The sequence below is a fragment of the Lentisalinibacter sediminis genome, assembly GCF_040706615.1.
Taxonomy (GTDB): Bacteria; Pseudomonadota; Gammaproteobacteria; order Steroidobacterales; family Woeseiaceae; genus Lentisalinibacter; species Lentisalinibacter sediminis.
Window position 1 is genome coordinate 459,523 of record NZ_JAPDRF010000003.1, and the last position, 21,393, is coordinate 480,915.

General features: G+C 68.4%; 24 protein-coding genes. 11 read left to right on the plus strand and 13 right to left on the minus strand.

All coding sequences use genetic code 11. From position 1 onward, the window contains the following. The first annotated feature begins 119 nt into the window (after nt 1-119). Genes ACJMKX_RS07000 through ACJMKX_RS07010 form a run of 3 tightly spaced genes read left to right on the plus strand, consistent with a single transcriptional unit; the run spans nt 120 to nt 3,180 of the window. Nucleotides 120-1,676, plus strand: coding sequence for a fatty acid--CoA ligase (locus tag ACJMKX_RS07000; protein WP_405222974.1), 1,557 nt, complete (start codon nt 120-122; stop codon nt 1,674-1,676). Beyond that, nucleotides 1,673-2,320, plus strand: coding sequence for a TetR/AcrR family transcriptional regulator (locus ACJMKX_RS07005; RefSeq protein ID WP_405222977.1), 648 nt, complete (start codon nt 1,673-1,675; stop codon nt 2,318-2,320). The genes ACJMKX_RS07000 and ACJMKX_RS07005 overlap by 4 nt, the downstream gene beginning before the upstream one ends. Further along, complete coding sequence (locus tag ACJMKX_RS07010) at nt 2,317-3,180, plus strand: MipA/OmpV family protein (RefSeq protein ID WP_405222979.1); 864 nt, start codon at nt 2,317-2,319, stop codon at nt 3,178-3,180. The genes ACJMKX_RS07005 and ACJMKX_RS07010 overlap by 4 nt, the downstream gene beginning before the upstream one ends. A 24-nt stretch (nt 3,181-3,204) precedes the next feature. Here the strand turns inward: ACJMKX_RS07010 and ACJMKX_RS07015 are convergent, their stop codons facing one another. Then, nucleotides 3,205-3,939, minus strand: a complete 735-nt coding sequence (locus tag ACJMKX_RS07015; protein ID WP_405222982.1) for a tetratricopeptide repeat protein — start codon at nt 3,937-3,939, stop codon at nt 3,205-3,207. A 117-nt stretch (nt 3,940-4,056) separates the two neighbouring features. Between ACJMKX_RS07015 and ACJMKX_RS07020 the strand changes: the two genes are divergently transcribed. Then, nucleotides 4,057-4,416, plus strand: coding sequence for a DUF1330 domain-containing protein (locus tag ACJMKX_RS07020; RefSeq protein WP_405222985.1), 360 nt, complete (start codon nt 4,057-4,059; stop codon nt 4,414-4,416). A 24-nt stretch (nt 4,417-4,440) separates the two neighbouring features. Here ACJMKX_RS07020 and ACJMKX_RS07025 read toward each other — a convergent pair whose 3' ends face one another. Beyond that, nucleotides 4,441-5,256 (minus strand): crotonase/enoyl-CoA hydratase family protein, encoded by an 816-nt coding sequence (locus ACJMKX_RS07025; RefSeq protein WP_405222988.1) that lies wholly within the window; start codon nt 5,254-5,256, stop codon nt 4,441-4,443. A gap of 101 nt (nt 5,257-5,357) precedes the next feature. Here ACJMKX_RS07025 and ACJMKX_RS07030 point away from each other — a divergent pair, with 101 nt between their 5' ends. Further along, a complete protein-coding gene (locus tag ACJMKX_RS07030; protein WP_405222990.1) occupies nt 5,358-6,110 on the plus strand; it encodes a YceI family protein in 753 nt (250 codons plus the stop codon). Between the two features lie 4 nt (nt 6,111-6,114). On the opposite strand, the gene ACJMKX_RS07035 is transcribed toward ACJMKX_RS07030, so the two are convergent. Genes ACJMKX_RS07035 through ACJMKX_RS07060 form a run of 6 tightly spaced genes read right to left on the minus strand, consistent with a single transcriptional unit; the run spans nt 6,115 to nt 13,020 of the window. Then, nucleotides 6,115-8,316 (minus strand): PQQ-dependent dehydrogenase, methanol/ethanol family, encoded by a 2,202-nt coding sequence (locus ACJMKX_RS07035; RefSeq protein ID WP_405222992.1) that lies wholly within the window; start codon nt 8,314-8,316, stop codon nt 6,115-6,117. Between the two features lie 15 nt (nt 8,317-8,331). Further along, on the minus strand, nt 8,332-9,195 hold the full coding sequence (locus tag ACJMKX_RS07040; RefSeq protein ID WP_405222994.1) for a MaoC/PaaZ C-terminal domain-containing protein: 864 nt from the start codon (nt 9,193-9,195) through the stop codon (nt 8,332-8,334). A 45-nt stretch (nt 9,196-9,240) separates the two neighbouring features. Continuing rightward, nucleotides 9,241-10,080 (minus strand): crotonase/enoyl-CoA hydratase family protein, encoded by an 840-nt coding sequence (locus ACJMKX_RS07045; protein WP_405222996.1) that lies wholly within the window; start codon nt 10,078-10,080, stop codon nt 9,241-9,243. Next, the gene (locus ACJMKX_RS07050; RefSeq protein WP_405222998.1) at nt 10,077-11,156 is read right to left on the minus strand and encodes a phosphotransferase; all 1,080 of its coding nucleotides are present in this window, start codon (nt 11,154-11,156) and stop codon (nt 10,077-10,079) included. The genes ACJMKX_RS07045 and ACJMKX_RS07050 overlap by 4 nt, the downstream gene beginning before the upstream one ends. Nucleotides 11,157-11,158: 2 nt before the next feature. After that, nucleotides 11,159-12,004: an SDR family oxidoreductase gene (locus ACJMKX_RS07055; RefSeq protein ID WP_405223000.1), complete on the minus strand. Its 846-nt coding sequence runs from the start codon at nt 12,002-12,004 to the stop codon at nt 11,159-11,161. Between the two features lie 47 nt (nt 12,005-12,051). Continuing rightward, complete coding sequence (locus ACJMKX_RS07060; protein WP_405223002.1) at nt 12,052-13,020, minus strand: alpha/beta fold hydrolase; 969 nt, start codon at nt 13,018-13,020, stop codon at nt 12,052-12,054. A 74-nt stretch (nt 13,021-13,094) separates the two neighbouring features. Here ACJMKX_RS07060 and ACJMKX_RS07065 point away from each other — a divergent pair, with 74 nt between their 5' ends. The 4 genes from ACJMKX_RS07065 to ACJMKX_RS07080 all read left to right on the plus strand — a co-directional run bounded on the left by ACJMKX_RS07065 (nt 13,095) and on the right by ACJMKX_RS07080 (nt 16,506). Beyond that, nucleotides 13,095-14,027, plus strand: a complete 933-nt coding sequence (locus ACJMKX_RS07065; RefSeq protein WP_405223004.1) for an SMP-30/gluconolactonase/LRE family protein — start codon at nt 13,095-13,097, stop codon at nt 14,025-14,027. Between the two features lie 74 nt (nt 14,028-14,101). After that, a complete protein-coding gene (locus tag ACJMKX_RS07070; protein WP_405223006.1) occupies nt 14,102-14,416 on the plus strand; it encodes a Rieske (2Fe-2S) protein in 315 nt (104 codons plus the stop codon). A gap of 76 nt (nt 14,417-14,492) precedes the next feature. Then, entirely contained in the window at nt 14,493-15,296 is an 804-nt protein-coding gene (locus ACJMKX_RS07075; protein ID WP_405223009.1) for an alpha/beta fold hydrolase, read from the plus strand. 22 nt (nt 15,297-15,318) lie between these two features. Continuing rightward, nucleotides 15,319-16,506 carry a CaiB/BaiF CoA transferase family protein gene (locus ACJMKX_RS07080; RefSeq protein WP_405223012.1) on the plus strand — a complete coding sequence of 396 codons (1,188 nt, stop codon included), beginning with the start codon at nt 15,319-15,321 and terminating at the stop codon, nt 16,504-16,506. On the opposite strand, the gene ACJMKX_RS07085 is transcribed toward ACJMKX_RS07080, so the two are convergent. The 3 genes from ACJMKX_RS07085 to ACJMKX_RS07095 all read right to left on the minus strand — a co-directional run bounded on the left by ACJMKX_RS07085 (nt 16,507) and on the right by ACJMKX_RS07095 (nt 18,547). After that, nucleotides 16,507-16,971 (minus strand): NUDIX domain-containing protein, encoded by a 465-nt coding sequence (locus ACJMKX_RS07085; protein WP_405223015.1) that lies wholly within the window; start codon nt 16,969-16,971, stop codon nt 16,507-16,509. A 13-nt stretch (nt 16,972-16,984) separates the two neighbouring features. Then, entirely contained in the window at nt 16,985-17,857 is an 873-nt protein-coding gene (locus tag ACJMKX_RS07090) for an HDOD domain-containing protein (protein WP_405223016.1), read from the minus strand. 93 nt (nt 17,858-17,950) lie between these two features. Then, nucleotides 17,951-18,547: a malonic semialdehyde reductase gene (locus ACJMKX_RS07095; protein ID WP_405223019.1), complete on the minus strand. Its 597-nt coding sequence runs from the start codon at nt 18,545-18,547 to the stop codon at nt 17,951-17,953. Between the two features lie 209 nt (nt 18,548-18,756). On the opposite strand from ACJMKX_RS07095, the gene ACJMKX_RS07100 reads away from it, so the two are divergent. Continuing rightward, nucleotides 18,757-19,125: a (2Fe-2S) ferredoxin domain-containing protein gene (locus tag ACJMKX_RS07100; protein WP_405223796.1), complete on the plus strand. Its 369-nt coding sequence runs from the start codon at nt 18,757-18,759 to the stop codon at nt 19,123-19,125. 25 nt (nt 19,126-19,150) lie between these two features. On the opposite strand, the gene ACJMKX_RS07105 is transcribed toward ACJMKX_RS07100, so the two are convergent. Beyond that, on the minus strand, nt 19,151-19,984 hold the full coding sequence (locus ACJMKX_RS07105; RefSeq protein WP_405223021.1) for an MBL fold metallo-hydrolase: 834 nt from the start codon (nt 19,982-19,984) through the stop codon (nt 19,151-19,153). After that, complete coding sequence (locus ACJMKX_RS07110; protein WP_405223024.1) at nt 19,981-20,793, minus strand: NUDIX hydrolase; 813 nt, start codon at nt 20,791-20,793, stop codon at nt 19,981-19,983. Before ACJMKX_RS07110 ends, ACJMKX_RS07105 begins: the two co-directional genes overlap by 4 nt. Nucleotides 20,794-20,858: 65 nt before the next feature. Between ACJMKX_RS07110 and ACJMKX_RS07115 the strand changes: the two genes are divergently transcribed. Beyond that, nucleotides 20,859-21,197 carry a P-II family nitrogen regulator gene (locus ACJMKX_RS07115; RefSeq protein WP_405223027.1) on the plus strand — a complete coding sequence of 113 codons (339 nt, stop codon included), beginning with the start codon at nt 20,859-20,861 and terminating at the stop codon, nt 21,195-21,197. Nucleotides 21,198-21,393 lie beyond the last annotated feature (196 nt).

Consider the following 21,393-nt stretch of genomic DNA (forward strand, 5'->3'; position numbering starts at 1 on the left):
CTGGAAATTTAATGTGGATTAAAATACCGTCGCAGACGGTGCAATACAAGCGCGCGCCGGGGGCTCGTGCAGACTTAATTGAATGTTTTCTGGAGTAATTTCCTGACCGGGAGGGGAGCATGCCGACCTTGAATCTGGCCGACATCAGCCGTGTGCACGCACGGGAGAATCCGCAGGGCGAGGCCCTGGTCTTCAACGGCGAGGTCACCACCTACGCCGAACTCGACGAACGGGTGAACCGGGTGGCGAACGGTCTCGCCGCGGAGGACCTGCCGATCCAGACCCGGGTGGGCTATCTCTCCAAGAACGCGCCGAACTACTTCGAGATCGTGCTCGGTTGCGCGAAATCCCGCAACGTGATGGTCGCCGTCAACACCCGGCTGGCCGCGCCGGAGGTGAAGTACATCCTGGAGGATGCCGATGCGCAGATCCTGTTCGTCGGCAAGGAGTTCTACCCGATGATCGAGGCGCTGGAGGGCGAACTCACGCGGATCGGCAAGATCATCGCGCTGGACGACGGCCACGAGCGATGGGAGTCCTACGCGGACTGGCGCGACAAACAGTCCGCCGACGACCCGATGCTGCCGTACGATCCGGAGGACGACTTCGAGCAACTCTACACCAGCGGCACGACGGGCCACCCCAAGGGCGTACAGCTCACCCACGGCGCCTGGTTCCCGGCGGTGGATGCGGCCACGAAGGTGGACTGGGCGGCCTACGAGCCCGGCGAGACCGCGCTCATCTGCATGCCGGTGTTCCACGTCGCCGGCTCCAACAGCGGCCTGTTCTCGCTGATGCAGGGCACGCGTACGGTGATCGTGGCCGACTTCGACCCCCAGGAGATCCTGCGGCTGCTGGACGAGTACGACGTCAACCACACTTTCTTCGTGCCCGCCGTGATCCTGGCACTGATCCACCAGCCCAACGTGGGCGAGTTCGACTACTCGAGCCTGCGCAACATCGCCTACGGCGCTTCGCCCATCGCCGAGGCGGTGCTGCTGAAGGCCCGCGAGGTGTTCGGCTGTAACTTCACGCAGCTCTACGGCCTCACCGAGAACCTGGGACTGGCCACCCAGCTGCCGCCGGCCGACCACGAGCCCGCGCGGGGCAAGCTGCGCTCCTGCGGCCTGCCCTACGAGGGCTCGGAGATCCGCATCCTCGGCGCGGACGGTAACGAGCTGCCCGCGGGCGAGGTAGGCGAGATCTGCCTGAAATCGGACTGGCTGATGAAGGGCTACTGGAACCGGCCGGAAGCCACAACGGAATCCATGCAGGACGGCTGGTTCCACACCGGCGACGCCGGCTACTTCGACGAGGACGGCTATCTCTACATCCACGACCGTCTGAAGGACATGATCATCTCCGGCGGGGAGAACATCTATCCCGCGGAGGTGGAGAACGCGCTGTTCGCGCATCCCGCGGTAGCCGACGTCGCAGTCATCGGCGTGCCGGACGAGAGGTGGGGCGAGGCAGTGAAGGCCATAGTGGTCCGCAAACCCGGCGAGGAGCTGACCGCCGGAGAGCTGATCGACTTCGCCCGCGAGCGCATCGCCCGCTACAAGGCGCCGCGCAGCGTCGACTTCGTCGAGGAGCTCCCCCGCAATCCCAGTGGCAAGGTGCTGCGTCGGGAGCTGCGCGAGCAATACTGGCAGGGCCGCGACCGGCAGGTGTCGTGAGCGGGAGCGGCGCCGCCGACACCGGGGCCGCTGGCGCAGACGCGGTCGCCGGCACCGCGGACAGCGGCTCGGCGACCGCGTTCCAGTTGAAACGCGGCCGTCTGCTGCGAGCCGCCGCGGCCTGCTTCAACCGGAAGGGCTACAGCGGCACGTCGCTGCGGGACGTGGCAGACCAGCTCGGCATGACGGACGCCGCCATCTATCACTACGTCTCGGGCAAACAGGATCTGGTCTACGAGTGCTACCTGCGGGCAGCGGAGATCGGCACGGCGGCGCTCGCGCGCGCCATCGGCGAGGGCGGCACCGGCCTCGACCAGGCACGCCGCTATCTGCGCTACCACCTGGAGGCGATGTGCGGAGAAGAGGGGCCGATCGCCATCATGAGCGAGATCCCGGCGCTGGCGCCCCGCCACCGCGAAGAGATCCTGCGCCGCTCCCGGGCACACGGCCGGGCGTTCGAGGCCATCCTGGAGCAGGGCATCGGCGACGGCAGCATCGCGCCCTGCGACGTGCGCATGACCGGCAACGCGATCATGGGCGCCGTCAACTGGGTACCGAAGTGGTTCCACGGCGACCCCGGCGTGGCGGCCCGGATCCTCGCAGAGTTCCCCGCCATCCTGACCCGGGGACTGGCACCGCGATGACCCGGACCGGTCGCCTGCCCGCCCTCCTCGCGTCACTCGCCGTGGCGCTGCTGGCCACGGCCCTGCCGTATACCGGCGCGGCGCAAGTCGAGGAGGAACCGCTGCCGCTGTGGGAAGTGGGCGCCGGGGTGGTCGCGACCTGGGCCCCGGATTATCCCGCCGCGGAGGAATCGAGCGGCCGCGCACTGCCCTTCCCAGCCGTCGTCTACCGGGGCGACTTCCTGCGCATCGGCGATTCCAGCGTGGTGTCGGGCCGCCTGTTCCGCTCGCCGCGGCTGGAGCTGGACGTGAGCCTGGACGGCTCGCTGGACGCCGAGAGCGACGACATCGACGTTCGCCGCGGCATGCCGGATCTGGGTTTCCTGTTCGAGGCCGGCCCGGAGCTCGAAATCGTGCTGAACGACCCGGCGGACGCGTCCCGTACGCTGAAGCTGGAGCTGCCGCTGCGCGGCGTGTTCTCCTGGGACGACGACGGCCTGCGCTCCCGGGGCCTCGTGTTCAACCCCGAACTGGAGTACGAAAAGCCGGAGTTCGCCGGCACGCCCTGGGAGTTGTCCCTCAGCGTCGCGCCGGTCTTCGCGACGGAGAAACTGCACCACTATTTCTACACCGTGGATCCGGTCTACGCGACACCGTCGCGGCCGGTGTACGAGGCACGGGGCGGCTATCTGCAGACGGAATTCGGCGCCCGGCTGACCCGGCGCGACCCGAAGCGCTTCCTGTTCGCGGGGGTCACCGTGAACGCCCACACCGGGTCCCGCAACGAGGCAAGCCCGCTCTATCGCCGCGACCTGACCTGGGCGGTCTACGCCGGCGTGGTCTTCGCCTTCTGGCAGAGCGAGGAGCCGGCGCCGGACTGAGGGCACCCGGCGCGGCGGGCGGATCTAGTCCGGTGTCCCGGCCTCCTCTGCGGGGCCGCCCGCGCCGTCTTCGTCCGCCGGCGGGTCCTGATCCAGCTCGTCCGGGAGCGTCTCCAGCTCGCCGAACTCGACGTAGCCCTGCAGGTAACGGTAGCGGCGCTCGAGCCTTTGCTCGATAGCGGCGTAATAGCGCGTGCCATCGACGGAACGCCCGTTGCGCAGGATCACCGTCATCGGCGCGCCGACCGACGCGCCGACGCGGCCGGTGCGACTCTTCAGGCGCAGCTCGTCGAGACGGATCAGACGGCGCACCAGCTCGCGGTCGCCGTACTTGCCGTAGAGACGCTCGTACTCGGCCACGCCGGCCTCCAGTTCGGCCGGCGCAAGCTGTTTCTCCAACTCCTCCATGACGCTCACCAGCTCGTCGTGGCCCCGCTCCGCGGCCAGCCGGTACCAGGCGTAGGCCCGGGCGACGTCGCGCTCGGTGCCCTGTCCGGTGAGGTAGAGATAGCCGACCATGTATTGCGCGTACTTGTCGCCGATCTCCACCAGGTCCTTGCGCCAGATCCTGAAAGCGCGCTCGTAGTCGCCTTCCTGATAGGCCTGTTCCGCCTTCTGCTGGATCTTGACCGTGCGGGTGCCGGGGACGTTGCCGGGGAAGGGCTCCTGGGTGGCGGCGGGCGCAGTCCAGAGGGCCAGGGCCGCCCCGAGGGCGAGCGAGGGCAATGCGCGCCGCGCCGGGATCCGTTTCATCGACATCGGGAATCTCTTGGCCATCATGGCGTGCCGGCCCTCTCACCTTCGTTCCGTGGCGCGGCGACGACGGGGTTTTCCCGAGGACTTGTCACCCGCTCCCTGCTGCGACAAAGTAGCTTAATGATGAATCAGGATGCATCGCAACCGGTATTCATGGTGGTGATCGGCGAGATTACCGACCCGCAGAAGATGAAGGCCTACACCGAGGCCCTGGCCGAGTCCCTGCTGTACGAGCAGCATCAGGGCTACTACGCGGCCATCGGCAAGCCGGTGGAGATGCTGGAGGCGGATTGGCCCTCCCACCAGGGGCTGGTGCTGGCTCGCTTCCCGTCCGCGGAACACGCGCGGGCGTTCTGGAATTCGGACAAATACCAGAAAGAGATCAAGCCGCTGCGCGCCGGGGCCGGCCGATTTACCGTGGGACTGTTCGAGGAACTGCCCGTCCCCGGCCACATCGAGTGGGCGAAGAGCGGCTTCTGAGTCGGGCGGCCGGCCCGCAGAGCGTTATCCGGGGTCGCGGAACCGCGGCGAGCGCTTCTCCATATTGGCCATCACGGCCTCGATCTGGTTCGGCTGCAGCATGAGTCCGGACTGAAGTTCGGCCTCCAGGGCGAGTCCCGTGGCGCCGTCGCCCACGAACGCCTCTTCCAGCAGACGCTTGCTGGCGCGGATCGCGTCCGGCGAGCGATTGGCGATCTCGGCGGCGAGCCCGCGGGCGGCCTGCAGAGGGTCGGATTTCACGGCGGTCACGAGACCGACGTCCGCCGCTTCCCTGCCGTCCAGGATGCGGCCGCTGAAGGTCAGCTCCTTCAGCCGGTCCAGCGGCATGACGCCGCGCAGCGTATGGGTCAAACCCATGTCCGGTATCAGGCCCCACTTGATCTCCATGACCGAGAGGCGGGCATCCGGCGCGGTGTAGCGGATGTCGGCCCCCAGCGCGATCTGCAGGCCGCCGCCGAACACCACGCCCTCCAGCGCCGCGATCACCGGTACCGGCAGCGCCTTCCAGACCCACGCGGGGCTCTGGAACAGATTGGCGGGCGTGTCGCCCCGCGGTTGCATGGCCTCCGCCGCGAAGCCGGGGCCATCTCCGTCGCCGGGTCCGGGTTGGGTAAACGTCGAAGTATCGATGCCAGCGGAGAAGTTGCCGCCCTCGCCACGGAGCACGACCGCCCGCACGTCCGCGCGACCGGCCAGCGACTCGCCGGCCTCGATGATGGCGTGGAACATCTCCCGGTCCAGCGCGTTGTACTTCTCCGGGCGGCTCAGCGACACCTCCGCCACATGATCCCGGACCTTCACATGTAACCTTTTACTCATACCCGTACTCATACCCGGCTCCGTCTCCACCGCCTGTTAAGATGCTCCGTCGTTCCACCCGTCGCTGAGGGACAGCCGGATGATAGCTGGATGATAGCTGGATGATGAGGAAAAAGTCTGACCCCACTGCAGACGCCACAGCAACTCCGCACACCCCACTCACCCGCCTGGCCGCGTTGGCGGCCATGGGCCTGCTGCTGGTCGGCTGCGCCGGCAGAATGCCGGTCGAGCCGGCGCCGCCCACGGAGGAGAGGCACGCGGCCGACGTCGACCGGGCGACGGCCACCGAGTACCGCGTCGATCCGGAGGCCTCCCTGCTGCAACTCTACGTCTATCGCGCGGGCCCGCTGGCGCGGCTGGGACACAACCACGTGGTCGCGAGCCGGGACCTGCAGGGGACCGTCTGGTACCGGGACCGGCAGGGCCGCTCGGCGTTCCGCATCAGCCTGCCGGTGGCACAGCTGACCGTCGACGAACCCGGGTTGCGCGAGGCCGCCGGCGACGACTTCCCCGGCGAAATCCCCCCCGAGGACATCGAGGGGACCCGCGGCAACATGCTTGGTGAGGCAGTGCTGGATGCGGCGCGCCATCCCGAACTGAGCGCCGAACTGGTGGCGGTGGAGAACAGCGGCGAGGCATTGACGGTAACGACGGCGCTCACGATCCGCGGACGGCGCAGGCTGGTGGACTTCCCGCTGCGTGTGCGAGTCGACGAGGACCGGCTGGTGGCCACGGGCGAGACCACGGTGAGCCATGCCGCGCTCGGCCTGGAGCCGTTCAGCATCATGGGCGGCGCCCTCTCCGTGGCCGAGGATATCGGCGTGCGCTACCGGGTGGTGGCGCGCCGGCGCTGACCGATTACTGCAACTTCAGCAGCACCCAGGCGGCGGCGTCCGCCGCAGTCTCCTTCACGGCCCGCCACCAGCCCCAGTCGTTCTGACGCTCCCACTCGCGCTGCGTCTCGAAGATGACGTAGGCGTGGATGGCCTCGATGTCCTCCTCGCTCAGACGATTCTCGAAGCTCGGCATGCCGGCTCCCGCCAGCAGTCCCTTGCCCACGATCTGCGCGAATATCTCGTGCCGGTCGGGCGTGAGGTAGCGCAGATCGGGGATCACGCCGCCGCCGATCACGCGGAAGCCGTGGCACACGGCGCAGTGGCGGGCGTACTGATCGAAGCCCCGTTCCAGCATCTCGTCGCTCGTATCGAGTTCCGGCGGCTCGGGCATCTCCGCCAGGGGCGCCGGGCCGGGCGGCGGGCTACCGTCGGCACCCACCTTGTAGGCCAGCATGCGCCCCGTCGCGCCGCTCACGACATTGTCGTTCACGGCACCGCCGTACAGCGCCATGGCGCCGCCCCAGCCGGCCAGCACCGCGACGTACTGTTCGCCGTCCACCTCGTAGCTGATCGGTGCCGCCACGATGCCGTTGTTCGCCGGCGCCTGCCAGAGCCGCTCGCCGTCCGCCGCCCGGTAGGCGCTGAAGAAGCCCATGGCGTCGCCCTGGAAGACGAGGCCGCCGGCGGTGGAAAGGACGCCGCCGTTCCACGGGTGCTGGTGGGGGACGCGCCAGACAGCCTCCTGGCGCACCGGATCCCAGGCCAGCAGGGAGGCTTTCACCAGCTGGCGGTACATGCTGCGCTCGATGTCGGGGCCGAGCTGCATCGGCGTGGTGCCCTTCGCCATGTCGGTGCCCGTCTGCCAGTAGGTCGACGCGCGCGGCGACTCCGGGTCGGCGCCGTAGGTGGCAGGCACGTCCATCGCGGGGACGTAGACCAGGCCAGTCTGCGGGCTGTACGACATCGGCTGCCAGTTGTGCGCGCCCGACGGCGACGGAAAGGTCAGCCGGGGCTCGTCCGAATAACGCGCGTCCGGGAGCTCCACCGGCCGGCCGGTCTCCGGATCCACGTGGGTAGCCCAGTTGATGCGCACGAAATTCTCGGCGCTGATGAAGCGGCCGTCGCGACGGTCGAGCACGTAGAAGAAGCCGTTCTTCGGTGCCTGCATGATCACCGGCATGGTCTCGCCGCCGATCTCGATGTCCGCCAGGATCATGTGCTGGGTGGCGGTGTAGTCCCAGGTCTCGCCGGGCGTCGTCTGGTAATGCCAGACGTACTCCCCGGTGTCCGGGCGCAGCGCCATAATGGAGGACAGGAACAGATTATCGCCGCCGCCCGGGCTGCGCTGCTTCTGGTTCCAGGGCGAACCGTTGCCCACCCCCACGTAGAGCAGGTCCAGGTCCGGGTCGTAGGCCATGGAATCCCAGACGGTGCCGCCGCCGCCGAGCTTCCACCACTCGCCGTTCCAGGTCTCGGCCGCCATGGCCATGATCTCGTCCTCGAAGCCATCGGCCGGGTTGCCCGGAACCGTGTAGAAGCGCCAGATCATCTCGCCGGTGTCCGGGTCGTAGGCGCTCAGGTAGCCGCGCACGCCGTACTCGCCGCCGCCGTTGCCGATCAGCACCTTGTTCTTCACCACCCGCGGCGCGCCGGTGATGGTGTAGGGCTGCGACTGGTCGACCGTGACCCGCTCCCACAGCTTCTCGCCGGTGACCGCATCGAGCGCGACGAGACGGCCGTCGAGAGTGCCGAAGAAGACCTTGCCCTCCCAGATCGCGACGCCGCGGTTGACGGCGTCGCAACACGCATTGCGCCCGGTGGCGCGGGGCACCTGCGGATCGTGGCTCCAGAGTTTCTCGCCGGTGCGTGCATCCAGCGCGAAGACCATGCTCCAGGAGCCGGTGACGTACATCACGCCGTCGACCACGATGGGCGTGGCCTCCTGGCCGCGCCGGGTGGGCAGTTCGAAAGACCAGGCGAGACCCAGTTCGTCCACGTTCTCCGTATCCACCTGGGCGAGCGGACTGAAGCGCTGCTCGCTGTAGGTGCGGCCGTGGGTGAGCCAGTTGCCCGGCTCGCCGTCGGCCTCGACGATGCGTTCGCCGTCGACGCGTTGCAGCGACTCCCGCGTCTGCTCGTCCAGTGCCGCGGCGGCGGCCGGCGGCAGCGTGGCGGCCAGCAGCGCAAGGAGTACCAGTCCCCGCCCGGATTTCGACCGATCCATCAGCTATCTACCCCCTCAAAGCGACAGAGTGCATCTGCCATTCGACACGACCGTGACACCCCGCTCCGGGACCCGGCAGCGAAACGAGATCAGGTTCCCATCCTGCCACATCTCCGTCAGTATTCGCTCGCCCGGGAACACCGGCGCCGAGAAGCGCGCATCGAAGCCCGTGATCAGCGTGTGGTCGTACTCGCACACCGTTTTCAGCACGGCATGGCAGGCGAACCCGTAGGTGCACAGGCCGTGCAGGATCGGCCTGTCGAAACCGGCCCGGGCGGCGAGCGCGGGGTCGGCGTGGAGCGGATTGCGGTCGCCGTTCAGCCGGTAGAGCAATGCCTGTTCCGGCCGCGTGGCGAGTTCACAGGTAAGATCCGGCTCCCTGTCCGGCTCCGGGTGGGGCGCCGGGCCCGAACCGGCCGGTCCGCCGAAGCCGCCGTCGCCGCGCGCGAATATCGTATTGCCGAGGGTGAACATGGCCGTGTCGTCCCGGGCGAGGCGGCCCTCGGTCTCGGTGAGGATGATGGCGCCCTTGCCCTCCCCCTTGTCATAGGCCGCCGTCACGCGGGAGTCCAGCAGGAGCTCGCCGGCCGGCGGCAGCGGCCGATGCAACGTCAGGCGCTGCTCGCCGTGCAGCACCCGTGAAAAGTCCCAGCCGCTTGCGTCCAGATAGCCGGCGAAGCCGTCGGTCCGGAGCACGGTGGAAAGCGTGGGCACCGTCTTCAGCACGCGCCGCTCGCAGACGTAGCCGAGCTCGCGCTCGTCGGTCGGATCCTGGCCGAAGCCGACGCCAAGGGCATAGAGCAGGGTCTCACGGTCGGTCCAGGCGACCCGCTCGTCCTTCGCCCGGCAGGCCATCAGTCTGTCGTAGTCCAGTGCCATGTTCAGTGTCCCGTGATCCGCTCCGTGATCGGCTGCCCGGCCGGCTCAGTGTTCGTCCTGCCACCACGGATAAAACGGCGGCATGTGCTCCGAGACCCGCAGCGGGAACTGCGGCTTGCGTTTCTCCAGGAAGCTCGCGACGCCCTCCGCCGCATCTGCGGACTGCCCCATGTGCCAGATCGCCTGAGACTCGAGGAGATGTGCCTCGTGCGGCCCGGCGGCACCCAGCATGCGCCAGACCAGCGCGCGCGCCAGCGCCACCGACACCGCGCCGGTGTTCTCGGCTATCTCCGCCGCCAGCGCCCGGGCCCTCGGCAGCAGCGCATCCGGCGCGAGCACTTCCGAGACGAGGCCGGCCTCCCGCGCCTCGTCCGTGCCGAAAACCCGGGCGGTGGCGAACCACTCCATGGCCTTGCTGACACCGACGATGCGGGGCAGGAACCAGCTCGAGCAGGCGTCCGGCGCGATGCCCCGGGCGAGGAAGACGAAGCCGAGCTTGTTGTCCGGCACCGTCAGCCGGATGTCGGCCGGCAGCGTCATGGTCAGGCCCACGCCCACCGCCGGCCCGTTGATCGCCGCGATGATCGGCTTCGGGCAGTCGAACATGGCCAGCGTGACGCGGCCACCGCCGTCACGATGGGCCTCGGCGCTGCGGTCGGCCCGGTTGAAGGTGTCGCCGCCGGACTCGAGATCGGCCCCGGCGCAGAATGCCCGGCCCGCGCCCGTCAGTATCACCACACGCACGTCGTCGTTGCGCCCGGCTTCGGCGTAGGCGTCGATCAACGCATCGCGCATCGCCGGGTTGAACGCGTTCAGCCGGTCCGGCCGGTTCAGCGTGATGGTCATCACGCCCTCGGCCACGTCGAGCAGGATGGGCTCGCTCATCCGCCCCCGGCTCCCGCCCGCAGCGCATAGTCCCAGGCGATCTCGGCCAGGGGCTGCACCGAACGCGCCGACTGCTTCGCGTGTTCGCTGGCCGCCGTGCCGTCGCGCACCCGTCCGGCGATACCCTGCAGGATCGCCGCGATGCGGAAGAAGTTGTAGGCGGCATAGAAATCCCGGTTCTCGATGCCTTTGCGGCCGGTGCGCTCGCAGTACATGTCCACGTATTCGTCCTCGGTGGGGATACCGAGCGGCTTCAGTTCGCGGTCCTTGAGACCGCTGGAGCCGACCCCCAGCGGCGGCATCTGCCAGCTCATGAGGTGGTAGGTGAAATCGCCCAACGGGTGCCCGATGGTGGAGAGCTCCCAGTCCAGCACGGCGATCACGCGCGGCTCCGTGGGATGGATGATCATGTTGTCCAGGCGGAAATCACCATGGACGATGCTGGACGAGTCGTCGTCCGGGATGTTCTCGGGCAGCCACTCGATCAGGCGGTCCATCTCGGGGATCTTCTGCGTCTCCGAGGCGTAGTACTGTTTCGACCAGCGCGAGATCTGGCGGGCGAAGTAGTTGCCCGGCTTACCGAATGTCTCCAGGCCGGCCGCGACGTAGTCAACGGAGTGCAGCGTGGCGATGGTCGCGTTGACATGGTCGTAGATGGCGGTGCGCTCGTCCGGCTCCAGCGCCGGCAGGTCCAGCTCCCAGAAGATGCGCCCGTCCACGCAGTCCATGATGTAGAACATCGTGCCAACCACGCTCTCGTCGTCGCACAGCACATAGGGCCGCGGCACGGGAAAGTCCTGCTCGTACAGGGCGCTGATCACCCGGAACTCCCGGTCCACCGCATGCGCCGATGGCAGCAGTTTGCCCGGCGGCTTGCGCCGCAGCACGTACTGTCCCGAGGGCGAACTGAGCCGATAGGTGGGATTCGACTGGCCGCCGCGGAACTGGCGCACCGTCAGCGGTCCCTCGAAACCTTCCACGTGCCCGGCCATGTATTCCTCGAGGCGAGCCTCGTCGAAGCGGTGCGCCTCCACCACCTCCTTCGTGCCGGAGAATTGTTCCTGTCTGCTCGCCAAGGCTACGCCCCTCCCTTCGCCCGCGGCTCGACGAAGAAATCCGGGTAAGGTTCGTTCTCCGGTACCACACGGTAGGACGTGAGGTCCGTAATGCCGACGCTCTCCAGCACCTCGTCGTCCACGCAGAAGTTGCCGGTGAACTCGCGGCTCGGGCGGGTGAGAATCACGTGCGCCGCGTCCGCCATGACTTCCGGCTTCAGCGAGTGGGCCACCATATCGTCACCGCCGAGCAGGTTCTTCACCGCCGCGGTAGCAATCGTGGTGCGCGGCCAGAGCGCGTTTACGGCCACGCCCTTGTCCCGGAACTCGCCGGCCATGCCGAGCACGCACAGGCTCATGCCGAACTTGGCCATCGTATAGGCGACGTGGGGCGCGAACCATTTCTCTTCCATGTTCAGCGGCGGAGAGAGATTCAGGATGTGGGGGTTGTCCGCCTCCAGCAGGTGGGGCAGGCAGGTCTTGGAGACCAGGAAGGTACCGCGCGTGTTGATCTGGTGCATGAGGTCGTAGCGCTTCATCTCCGTCTGCAGCGTGCCGGTCAGCGAGATGGCGCTCGCGTTGTTGACGCAGATATCGAGCCCGCCGAAGCGCTCGACCGTCGCCGCCACGGCCGCCTGTACCTGCTCCTCGTCACGGATGTCGCAGACGACGGGCAGCGCCTGGCCCCCGGCTTCCTCGATCTCCTCGGCCGCCGTATAGATGGTCCCCGGCAGTTTCGGATGGGGCTCGGCTGTCTTGGCGGCGATGGCGATGTTGGCGCCGTCCGCCGCGGCCCTTTTGGCGATGGCCAGACCGATGCCGCGGCTGGCTCCGGAGATGAATAGCGTCTTGCCTTCGAGTGTGCTCATGGTATGGCGGCCCCTTCCGGTCGTAAATTGCAGTGATTCATGATAACTCAGTCGTCCGCCCCGGCCGTGGCCACGGGCAGGTGTGCGAGGTAGTCGATGACGGCGGCGGTGAAGGCGTCGTTGCGGTCGCCCGCCACCATGTGATCTGCATGCGCCACGTTGACGTAGTCGGCCCGGGGGATCACCTGCAGCGTGTGCCGGACGCTGGTCTCGTCCATCACCTCGGACAGTCCGCCGCGGACCAGCAGTACCGGCACGGCGATACGGGCCGCGGCCCGCTCCACGTCGGCGAACTCGGCGATGTGCCCGGACTCCGAGGCGTGATCCAGCATGCGGGGATCCCAGTGCCAGCGCAGCCGGCCGTCGGCGCTCTCGCGCAGATTCTTGATCAGGCCGCTCGGGTCCCGGGGCCGCTCACGGTGCGGCAGATAGGCCGCGACGGCGTCAGCGGCCTCCTGCAGGTCGGCGAAACCGTCCGGGTGGGCGCTCATGAATTCGAGGATACGGGCGACGCCGGCCCGGTTCATGGAGAGCCCTACGTCCACGAGGATCACCGCCCGCACCAGGCCGGGCACCCTCTCGCCGGCCGCCAGCATCGAGCCGATGCCGCCGAGGGAGGCACCCACCAGGACCGTCGGGCGGTCCAGCGTACGCAATACGGCCGCGATATCGTCCGCGATGGCGTGGAAGCTGTAATCGCCGTCCGCCACCCATTCGCTGTCGCCATGGCCGCGGTGATCGAGGGCGATCGCCCGCAGGCCCGCCTCGGCGAGCAGGCGGGCCGTATCCGACCAGGCGTGGCGAGTCTGGCCGCCGCCGTGCAGCAGCAGCACCGGCGGCGCGCCGGCGGCGCCCCACCCTTCCGCGGCGAGCCGATTGCCCGCCGAGCCGGTGAACGTCAGCTCCTCGGGGTCATTGCTGTGGTCTGCGCTGTGTCCGCGCGGGTGGGCAGGGATAAGCGTCTCTCCGGGTCCTGCGGGGGTGCCGGCGCGGCCGCGCCGCGCAAGGCGGCGCAAGAATGCGGCGGGACCGGGCAAATGTCAAAATAGCCTGATTGCAGGGTCACTGCAGGATCACAGGGGACCGGGCCATGGCAGTCGGCAGCTACCGGCAGATGACGGAAGGGCTGCGTTTTCCCGAGGGACCGATCGCGATGCCGGACGGCAGCGTCCTCCTGGTGGAGATCGCTCGCGGCACGCTCTCGCGGGTAACCGAGCGCGGCGAAGTCGAGGTGGTGGCCGAGACCGGCGGCGGTCCGAACGGCGCGGCAATCGGGCCGGACGGGTACTGTTACGTCTGTAACAACGGCGGCCTGCGCTTCGTCGAGTCCGGCGGTCTGCTGATCCCCGTGGGCACGGCCGCCGACGACGAGTACGAGGGCGGCTCTATCCAGCGGATCTGCCTCGAGTCGGGCAAAGTGGAGACTCTCTACACCCACTGCGGCGATATCCCGCTGCGCGGGCCGAACGACATCGTGTTCGATGCCGCGGGCGGCTTCTGGTTCACGGACCTGGGGAGGAACACCGGCACCGGCGAGGATCTGGCCGCGGTCTATTACGCCCGGCCCGACGGCTCACGCATCGAGCGTGCGCTGTTCCCGCTGCACCACGCCAACGGCATCGGGCTCTCCCCGGACGAGAGCGTGCTCTACGTCGCCGAGACCTGGACCGGACGGGTCTACCACTATCCGCTCACCGGGCCGGGCACGGTGGGTTGCGGCGCCGATACCGCGGATCCCGCGCGCCTGCTGTACGGCGCCCCGGGCCTGCAGCTGTTCGACTCCCTGGCCGTGGACGGCGCGGGCAACGTGTGCGTGGCCACGGTGATCAGCGGCGGCATCACGGTGATACCACCGGCCGGCGGACAGGCGGAACACCTGGCGCTGGACGACCCCTACACCACCAACATCTGCTTCGGCGGCGACGGGCTGGGCACGGCCTTCGTGACCCTCTCGGGCACAGGGCGCCTGATCTCCTTCGACTGGCCCCGGCCCGGCCTCGCGCTCAACTTCCTGAATCGCTGAGCTAAAAGTAGCGCGCAACCACTATGCTATGATCCGGGACCGCCCGGACGGCGAGCGCCCAGCGCCACTACTCCATGGTCGAATCCTTCCACCCCGTCGCCAGAGTCTCCGCTATCCCGAAGAAGCAGTGCCGGAGCTTCACCGTGGCCGGCAGTGACATCGTGGTGGCCCACACCACGGACGGGTTCTTCGCCGTGGCGGATCTGTGCACGCATGCCGAGGCCCGGCTGAGCCAGGGCCGGCTGAAGGGCTGCCGCATCGTCTGCCCGCTGCACGGCGCCGCCTTCGACCTGCGGGACGGGAGCGTGGTCAAGGGACCGGCCATGCTGCCGGTCAGACCGTATCCGGTGCGCATCGTGGGGGATATGCTCGAGGTGGGCGTAAGCTGACGGCGACGTCGCACCGTGATGCGAGGACCAGCGGACCCGGACAAACACAGAGACAGAGCGGAACCAGGACCGAGACATGCCTACAGCCGAAATCAATAACCACAAGATGTACTACGAGATCCACGGCGACGGGCCGCCGGCCATCTGCATGGGCGGCTGGGGCACCTACTGCCACGGTGGGGAACGCCACCTGGCCCGCGGCCTGACCGACGCCTACTCCGTGCTGATCATCGACTACCGGGGCATCGGCGAATCGGACGACGACCTCTCCGTTGAACCGTCCATGGACCTGTACGCCGACGACGTCATCGGCCTGCTCGAGCACCTGGACTGGACCGACGTGCACTTCGTCGGTCTGGTCGGCATGGGCGCCTGTATCTCCCAGATCGTAGCCATCAAGCGCCCGGATCTCGTCCGCTCCATGGTGAACATGGGTGCCTGGGCCCGCTGCGACGACTTCCTCGCCGACCAGCTGCGGCTGTTCAGCGACGTACACCGGGATTCGGGCTTCTACGCGTTCCAGAAGTTCGTGACAGTGATGTCGTTCCTGCCCGAGTACTACAACGCCCACAAGGACAAGCTGCTCGGGCCAGACGGCGGCTGGAAGGAACTGAACGGCCGGCAGGAAGCCCACGCGCGCTTCGTGCAGGCCTGCATCGCGCACGACGTGGCCGACCGGCTCGACCGTATCGAGGCGCCTTCGCTGATCATCCACGCGGGCCGGGACCTGGTGACGAGTCCGCGCACGACGCTGCCCCTCGAGGAGGGTATCCCGAATGCCCGGGGCGTCATGATGGAAGACGTCGCCCACGTAGTCGCGGGCAAGGATCAGAAGATCCGTTTCTGCGACACGCTGCTGCCATTCCTGGCCGAACACTGAACCGCCGCGGAGGATCCCGACAATGAAAGCGATACTCGAGGGCATCCGGGTCGTCGACCTGGGGCGCTACGTCGCCGGGCCCTACTGCGCCACGCTGCTGGGCCACCTGGGCGCCGAGGTGATCCGGGTGGAGAAGGTGGGGGGCGGCGAGGATCGCTACCTGGCCTCGCTTGCCGACTCCGGCGAGGGCGCCCTGTTCCTGCAGACCGCAGTGAACAAGCGGGGCATGACGCTGGACTTCTCGCGGCCGGAAGGGCGCGAGATTCTGAAGCGGCTGGTGGCCACCGCGGACGTCGTGGTGGCGAACCTGCCCGGCGCCGCCCTGAAGCGCTACGGGCTGGACTACGCCACGCTCAGGAAGATCCGCCCCGACGTGATCGTGGCCAATCAGAGCACCTTCGGCGACCAGGGCCCCTGGGCAGGCCGGCCGGGTTTCGACGGGCTCGGCCAGGCGATGTCCGGCGCCGCCTGGTTCGGCGGCGGGCCGGGCGAGCCCTCCAAGGCGGCGGCGCCCTGGGTGGACTTCTCCACGGCGGCGCTGTCGGCGATGGGCGTGCTCGCGGCGCTGATGCACCGGCGCGAGACCGGCGAGGGCCAGCACGTGGAGGCGACGCTGCTCGGCACGGCGCTGGCCGTATTCGGCACCATGCTGACCGAGGAAGGCGCGCTGCACCTCGGCCGCCAGCCGGCCGGGAACCGATCTCAGCACGCGGCCCCGGCGGACATGTTCCCCACCCGCGACGGCCACATCCTGGTGCAGATCGTCGGTGACGGCCTGTTCCGGCGCTGGGCGGAGCTGGTGGGCGCCAACGAATGGCTGGACCACGACAACCGCTTCGATACGGACCAGTCCCGCGGCGACAACCGGGACCTGATCTGCGAGCGCATGGCGGACTGGTGCCGGGACAAGACCACGAAACAGGCGCTCGCCGCGCTGGCGAAGGCCGGCCTGCCGGCGGCGCCGGTACTGAGCCCCGCCGAGGCGCTGGACCACCCCCAGATCCGGGCCATGGGCGTGCTGAAGCCGGTCTCCTTCCCCGGCGCGCCGAAGGACGTACCGGTGGCCGATCTGCCTCTGCGCCTCTCGGCGAACGCGAGCGGCATGCGTGAGCGACCGCCCCTGCTGGGCGAACACACCACCGAGATCCTGACCGAACTGGGCTACAGCGAACGGGAGATCACGTCGCTGCGCCACGACGAGGTCATCTGACTAGACGCAGTCCCTGCGCTCCAGCGCCGCGGCGATGATCTCGCCGTGGTCGAAGGCGAGTTCCGGCAGATCGTCGAGCGGGAACCAGCGGACCTCAGCGGCATCGCTGGCGGCCTCCGGCAGCGCCTCGTCCACCGCGGGACCCCCGGTCCAGGCCACGCTGACCACGCGTCCGCGGGGATCGCGGCCGGGCCGGCCGAAGGCCCCCACCTGCACCAGCGGGCCGGCTTCGAGGCCGGTCTCCTCCGCCAGTTCCCGGCGCGCCGCGGATTCCAGATCCTCATCCATCTCGACGAAGCCACCGGGCAGTGCCCAGCGCCCCTCGTAGGGCGGTTTGCCACGCCGGATCAGGAGTATCGAGGGCCGCGGCCGTGCCGCGATGAGGACCACGTCCGCGGTCAGGGCCGGGCGGGGATGTTCGTAGAACGGCATGGCGGCATTGTAGCCGGAGCGGTCCCCGGCCACAGCCGCGGCGGCGCTACTTGCCGAGCGCCTTGCGCAGCGAGCTGATGTGCTCGTCCGACTCCCGCATGATCGCGAAGAAGTCGGTGGCCTCCACCGCCAGCTTGGCGCTGGCCGGGACCTGCTCCAGTTGCACCTCGGTGGTGTCCTCGACCTCGGCCCGGAAGAAGTCGGCCAGCAGGCTGGAGACGATGAGCACGTCCGTGAGATCCGCATCCCCCTCGTGCTCGTATTCCGTCTCCCGGTAGCGGGAGACCGCGGCAGAGACGTCCTCGGAGAAGCTCCAGGACTCGAGGATGGCGCTGCCGATGGCGCTGTGCCACTCGTCCAGTATCTCCTCCAGTTCGGCGGTGTTCGCGAACAGGTCCGGATGATGCTCCGCCTGGTTGATGATGTAGAGCTTGCCGACGCCGTGCATCAGCCCGGCCAGCAGCGCCTCGTCCGCGTTCAGGCGCGTGAACTTTCGTGCCAGCACGTAGCACAGGGCCGCGACGTAGGTGGAGCGGTCCCAGGTGCGTTCCATGAACGGACGCGCCTCCTCCAGGGAGGTGGCATCGCTCATCTGCTGCAGGCCGAACGACATCACCGTATTACGCACCATGTTCTGGCCGAGGCGGGTCACGGCCATGTTCAGTTCCGTGACCGCATGGGTGCCGGGGCGCAGGGCCGCGGAATTGGCGATCTTCAGCAGCCGTGCCGCCAACGCCGGCTCGGCACCGAGCAACTTCACGAGGTCCGCGGTGCTACAGTCCTCGTCAGCGAGCGCCTGGCGGATGCGGACCACGACGTCCGGGAACGAGGGGATCTCCAGATCTCCCCGGGACAGGTGCTCTGCCAGGGACTGGACGAAAGCGAACTTGGCATCCTGGACGGCGGGCTGAGGCTGCATCGACGGGCTTCCTTCCGTTTCTCAACAGGGTTCTACCCGTGCTATCGGCCGCCCCACCGGATACTTTAGCCCGCCGGCGCCGCGCGGGATCCCCTACAGGACCTCGCAGGCCTCCTCGAATGCGAGCCGGGGACTGCGCGGGAACAGCGCTTCCGGGTCGCCGTAGCCAAGGTTGCAGAGGAAATTGGACTTGATCTGCCCGTCTGGCCAGAACTCCCGGTCCACGCCCTCGTTGTCGAAGCCGGACATGGGCCCGCAATCGAGGCCGAGCGCCCGCGCCGCGATGATGAAATAGCCGCCCTGCAGGGTCCCGTTGCGGAACGCGGTGACGTTGCCGGCCTTCTCCTCGCCGGCGAACCAGTCCCTGGCGCCCGGGTTGTGGGGGAACAGCTGGGGAATCTTCTCGTAGAACAACGTGTCGTAGCCGATGATCGCGGTGGCCGGTGCGGCCATGGTCTTGTCCACGTTGCCCTCGGTCAGATGCGGACGCAGCCGCTCCTTCGCCCCGGCGCTGGTGAGAAACAGGATGCGCGCCGGGCAGCAGTTCGCGCTGGTCGGGCCGAACTTCATGAGATCGTACAGCGCCCGCAGGTCGGCCTCGTCCACCGGCCGATCCTGCCAGGCGTTGTGGGTCCGCGCCTCGCGGAAGATCCGGTCCAGCGCGGCGTCGTTTATTGCTCCATCACGCATCGTCGTCTTGCCTCTCTCCTGTGCCCTCGACAGCGAATCATCTAAACACAGATGACCAAGCCCTGCAGCGCGCCCGCACCGATGGCACCGGCTTGCCCCGGCCGGACCTCTTTGCCATAGTCCGGTGCGGTCGGCGCGCAGCGCCGACTCCGCCAGAGGATTCCGGGCCAGCCGGGTGAGCGATAGTGAGCGACCAGGAAACGACACAGCTGCGCCGCATCGCGCGCAACCTGGGTGTAGGCAACGTCCGCCGGCACATCTTCCTGTGCTGCGACCAGACCGAGCCGAAATGCTGCGACCGCGAGCAATCCCTGCAGTCCTGGTCGTTCCTGAAATCCCGCCTGCAGGAGCTGGGGCTCGTCGGGCGGGGCGGCATCTACCGCACCAAGGCGAACTGCCTGCGCATCTGCCGCGACGGCCCCGTCGCCGTCGTCTATCCGGAAGGAGCCTGGTATCACGGCTGCACGCCCGCGGTACTGGAGGAGATCATCCAGCGCCACCTCGTGGGCGGCGAACTGGTCGAGGAGAACCTGATCACCGTCGCCCCGCTGGACGGGGACGAGGCCGACGACGAGTAACCGTAACGGGTAACGTGCGCGCGGCTCAGTCCGCGTGCTGCCAGCGGCCGTCCTCCTGCCGCACCCGCCCCTCGTCCTCCAGCTTGCCCAGATGGGCGCGCAGGGAGTACCTCGCCAATGGCAGCAGCCTCGGATCCACCTCGTCGTATACCTCGGCCAGCAACACATCGATCTCGCAGGGCTCGACGCGCGCCAGGCGCTCCAGCACCTTCGCCTCGCGTTCGTTGCGGTGAGCGATGATCCAGTCCACCACGGCATCAGGCGACTCCAGCATCTCGCCGTGCCCCGGCGCGATGCGCGCGAGGCCGTAGGTCTTCAGCAGCTCCAGGGAGCGCAGGTACTGGGCCATGTTGCCGTCCGGCGGCGCGATCACCACCGTGGAGCCGTTCATGATGTGGTCGCCGGTGAACACCAGGCTCTCGTCGACCAGCAGGTAGCAGGCATGGTTGGACGCGTGTCCCGGCGTGTGGATGACCTCCAGCGTGTACTCGCCGCAGGCGATGCGCTCGCCGTGGGATACCGCCCGGTCGGGAGTGAAAGCGCGGTCGTTCTCCGGCGTCGGCGGCGGCGGCATGCCGAGCAGCTCGGCGCCGCTGCGCTCCGCCAGCAGCGTCGCCCCGGGGGAGTGATCCCGGTGCGTGTGGGTGACCAGCACCCGGCGCAGCCGCTCGCCCGCCGCCTGCATGATCAGCTCGATATGGGCCTCGTCCGCGGGGCCCGGGTCGATCACGGCGATCGCTTCCGTGCCGATGAGATACGTATTGGTGCCCGGACCGGTCATCATCCCGGCATTCGGTGCGATGAGGCGCGATACCAGCGGGGAGACGCGCTCCAGCCGGCCGGCGACGAGTCCGCTCATCCGGCCTCCGCGTAGCCGTCGTCCCAGGGCATGAGCACCCGGTGGCCGTCCCCGGCGCCGACCACCTTCGGCAGAATCTCCTGAATGGCCGCCTTGTCCCGGGCCGCCATTGCGTCCAGCAGGTCGCCGGTCGTCCGGAAATCCCGGATCAGCGAGAGGTTGGAGACGGTGGGCGGATGCAGCCGGAGCTGCTTGCGCATGGCGGGCTCCAGCGCCTCGCAGGGCCGGATCCACAGGCTCTCGACGGTCTCGCGGCCGTCGTGCACGCCGTGCTGCCCCGGCGGCACGCCGGCGACGAAGAAGCGAGTGGCATAGCGCCGCGGCAGCACCTCCGGCGTGGTCCAGAAGCTGACGTAGTGCATGCGGTCGCAGGCGAGCCGCAGGTTTTCCCGCTGGCAGAGCTCCAGGGCACTCATGCGCCCGGCGTCGAGCTCCACCCGATAGCGCGCGAAATCGGCCTCGCGCCCGGCGGCACCCGGGTCGATGTAGCAGCCGGCAGCGTCGCAAGCGAGCAGGTAGCCGCTCTCCTCGAAGGTCTCACGGATGCCCGCCACCCAGAAGCGCAGCCCCCCGCTCTCCAGGCCCAGCTCCGCACTCGCGGATTCATCGTCGAGGCCCGTGCAGACGGCCTCCAGATCAGTCTCTTCGTCGGCGGCGGCCGCAACGCCGCCGGGGAACACCCAGGCGCCGCCGAAGTCGGCCTTGCCGTGGCGCTGCATCATGAAGACCTCCACGCCGTCGGCGCCGTCGCGCACCAGCATCACGGTGGCGGAGTCGACGGGCAGCGCGGGCGCTTCGGTTTTCCGCAAGTCTGTGTCTTCCGTGGGCATCGGTTGGTAGGATACCGCGAGCAGGCCACAGCGAGAAAAATCCGATGAAGCTCATTACCGCGATCATCAAGCCGTTCCGACTCGACGACGTGCGCAACGCCCTGGCCGAGGTCGGCATTCAGGGCATGACGGTCACCGAGGTCAAGGGCTTCGGCCGCCAGCGCGGCCACACCGAGCTCTACCGGGGCGCGGAGTACGTCGTGGATTTCCTGCCCAAGGCGAAGATCGAGGTGGCTGTGGGCGACGACATGGCCGAGCGCGTGGTGGAGGCCATCTGCGATGCCGCCCGGACCGGCAAGGTGGGCGACGGCAAGATCTTCGTCGCGGATCTCAACCAGGTGGTCCGAATCCGCACAGGCGAATCCGGCGAGCAGGCGATCTGACCGGCCGGCTGCGGCCGGGCGGCGGCGCCCGTCGGCTGCAGATTGTATGCAATCTGCAACAATTCGGGCGGGCATGCGACTTGCGTTAGACCGTTCCGGCACTGAGCGGCGCAAGGCCATTGTATCCCCTGTATACAATCGGCTATCCTCGACGCGACTCGACAACAAAAGAACGACATCAATGGCGAGGTGTTGC

Excerpts from the sequence above, each read along its gene's own strand:
- ACJMKX_RS07080 (WP_405223012.1), top strand. The coding sequence starts at position 15,319 with ATGAAAGCGATACTCGAGGGCATCCGGGTCGTCGACCTGGGGCGCTAC.
- ACJMKX_RS07055 (WP_405223000.1), bottom strand. The coding sequence starts at position 12,004 with ATGAGCACACTCGAAGGCAAGACGCTATTCATCTCCGGAGCCAGCCGC.
- ACJMKX_RS07045 (WP_405222996.1), bottom strand. The coding sequence starts at position 10,080 with ATGAGCGAGCCCATCCTGCTCGACGTGGCCGAGGGCGTGATGACCATC.
- ACJMKX_RS07000 (WP_405222974.1), top strand. The coding sequence starts at position 120 with ATGCCGACCTTGAATCTGGCCGACATCAGCCGTGTGCACGCACGGGAG.
- ACJMKX_RS07070 (WP_405223006.1), top strand. The coding sequence starts at position 14,102 with ATGGTCGAATCCTTCCACCCCGTCGCCAGAGTCTCCGCTATCCCGAAG.
- ACJMKX_RS07020 (WP_405222985.1), top strand. The coding sequence starts at position 4,057 with ATGATGAATCAGGATGCATCGCAACCGGTATTCATGGTGGTGATCGGC.
- ACJMKX_RS07035 (WP_405222992.1), bottom strand. The coding sequence starts at position 8,316 with ATGGATCGGTCGAAATCCGGGCGGGGACTGGTACTCCTTGCGCTGCTG.
- ACJMKX_RS07105 (WP_405223021.1), bottom strand. The coding sequence starts at position 19,984 with ATGAGCGGACTCGTCGCCGGCCGGCTGGAGCGCGTCTCCCCGCTGGTA.
- ACJMKX_RS07115 (WP_405223027.1), top strand. The coding sequence starts at position 20,859 with ATGAAGCTCATTACCGCGATCATCAAGCCGTTCCGACTCGACGACGTG.
- ACJMKX_RS07015 (WP_405222982.1), bottom strand. The coding sequence starts at position 3,939 with ATGTCGATGAAACGGATCCCGGCGCGGCGCGCATTGCCCTCGCTCGCC.
- ACJMKX_RS07095 (WP_405223019.1), bottom strand. The coding sequence starts at position 18,547 with ATGCGTGATGGAGCAATAAACGACGCCGCGCTGGACCGGATCTTCCGC.
- ACJMKX_RS07040 (WP_405222994.1), bottom strand. The coding sequence starts at position 9,195 with ATGGCACTGGACTACGACAGACTGATGGCCTGCCGGGCGAAGGACGAG.
- ACJMKX_RS07010 (WP_405222979.1), top strand. The coding sequence starts at position 2,317 with ATGACCCGGACCGGTCGCCTGCCCGCCCTCCTCGCGTCACTCGCCGTG.
- ACJMKX_RS07065 (WP_405223004.1), top strand. The coding sequence starts at position 13,095 with ATGGCAGTCGGCAGCTACCGGCAGATGACGGAAGGGCTGCGTTTTCCC.
- ACJMKX_RS07030 (WP_405222990.1), top strand. The coding sequence starts at position 5,358 with ATGATGAGGAAAAAGTCTGACCCCACTGCAGACGCCACAGCAACTCCG.
- ACJMKX_RS07025 (WP_405222988.1), bottom strand. The coding sequence starts at position 5,256 with ATGAGTAAAAGGTTACATGTGAAGGTCCGGGATCATGTGGCGGAGGTG.
- ACJMKX_RS07075 (WP_405223009.1), top strand. The coding sequence starts at position 14,493 with ATGCCTACAGCCGAAATCAATAACCACAAGATGTACTACGAGATCCAC.
- ACJMKX_RS07090 (WP_405223016.1), bottom strand. The coding sequence starts at position 17,857 with ATGCAGCCTCAGCCCGCCGTCCAGGATGCCAAGTTCGCTTTCGTCCAG.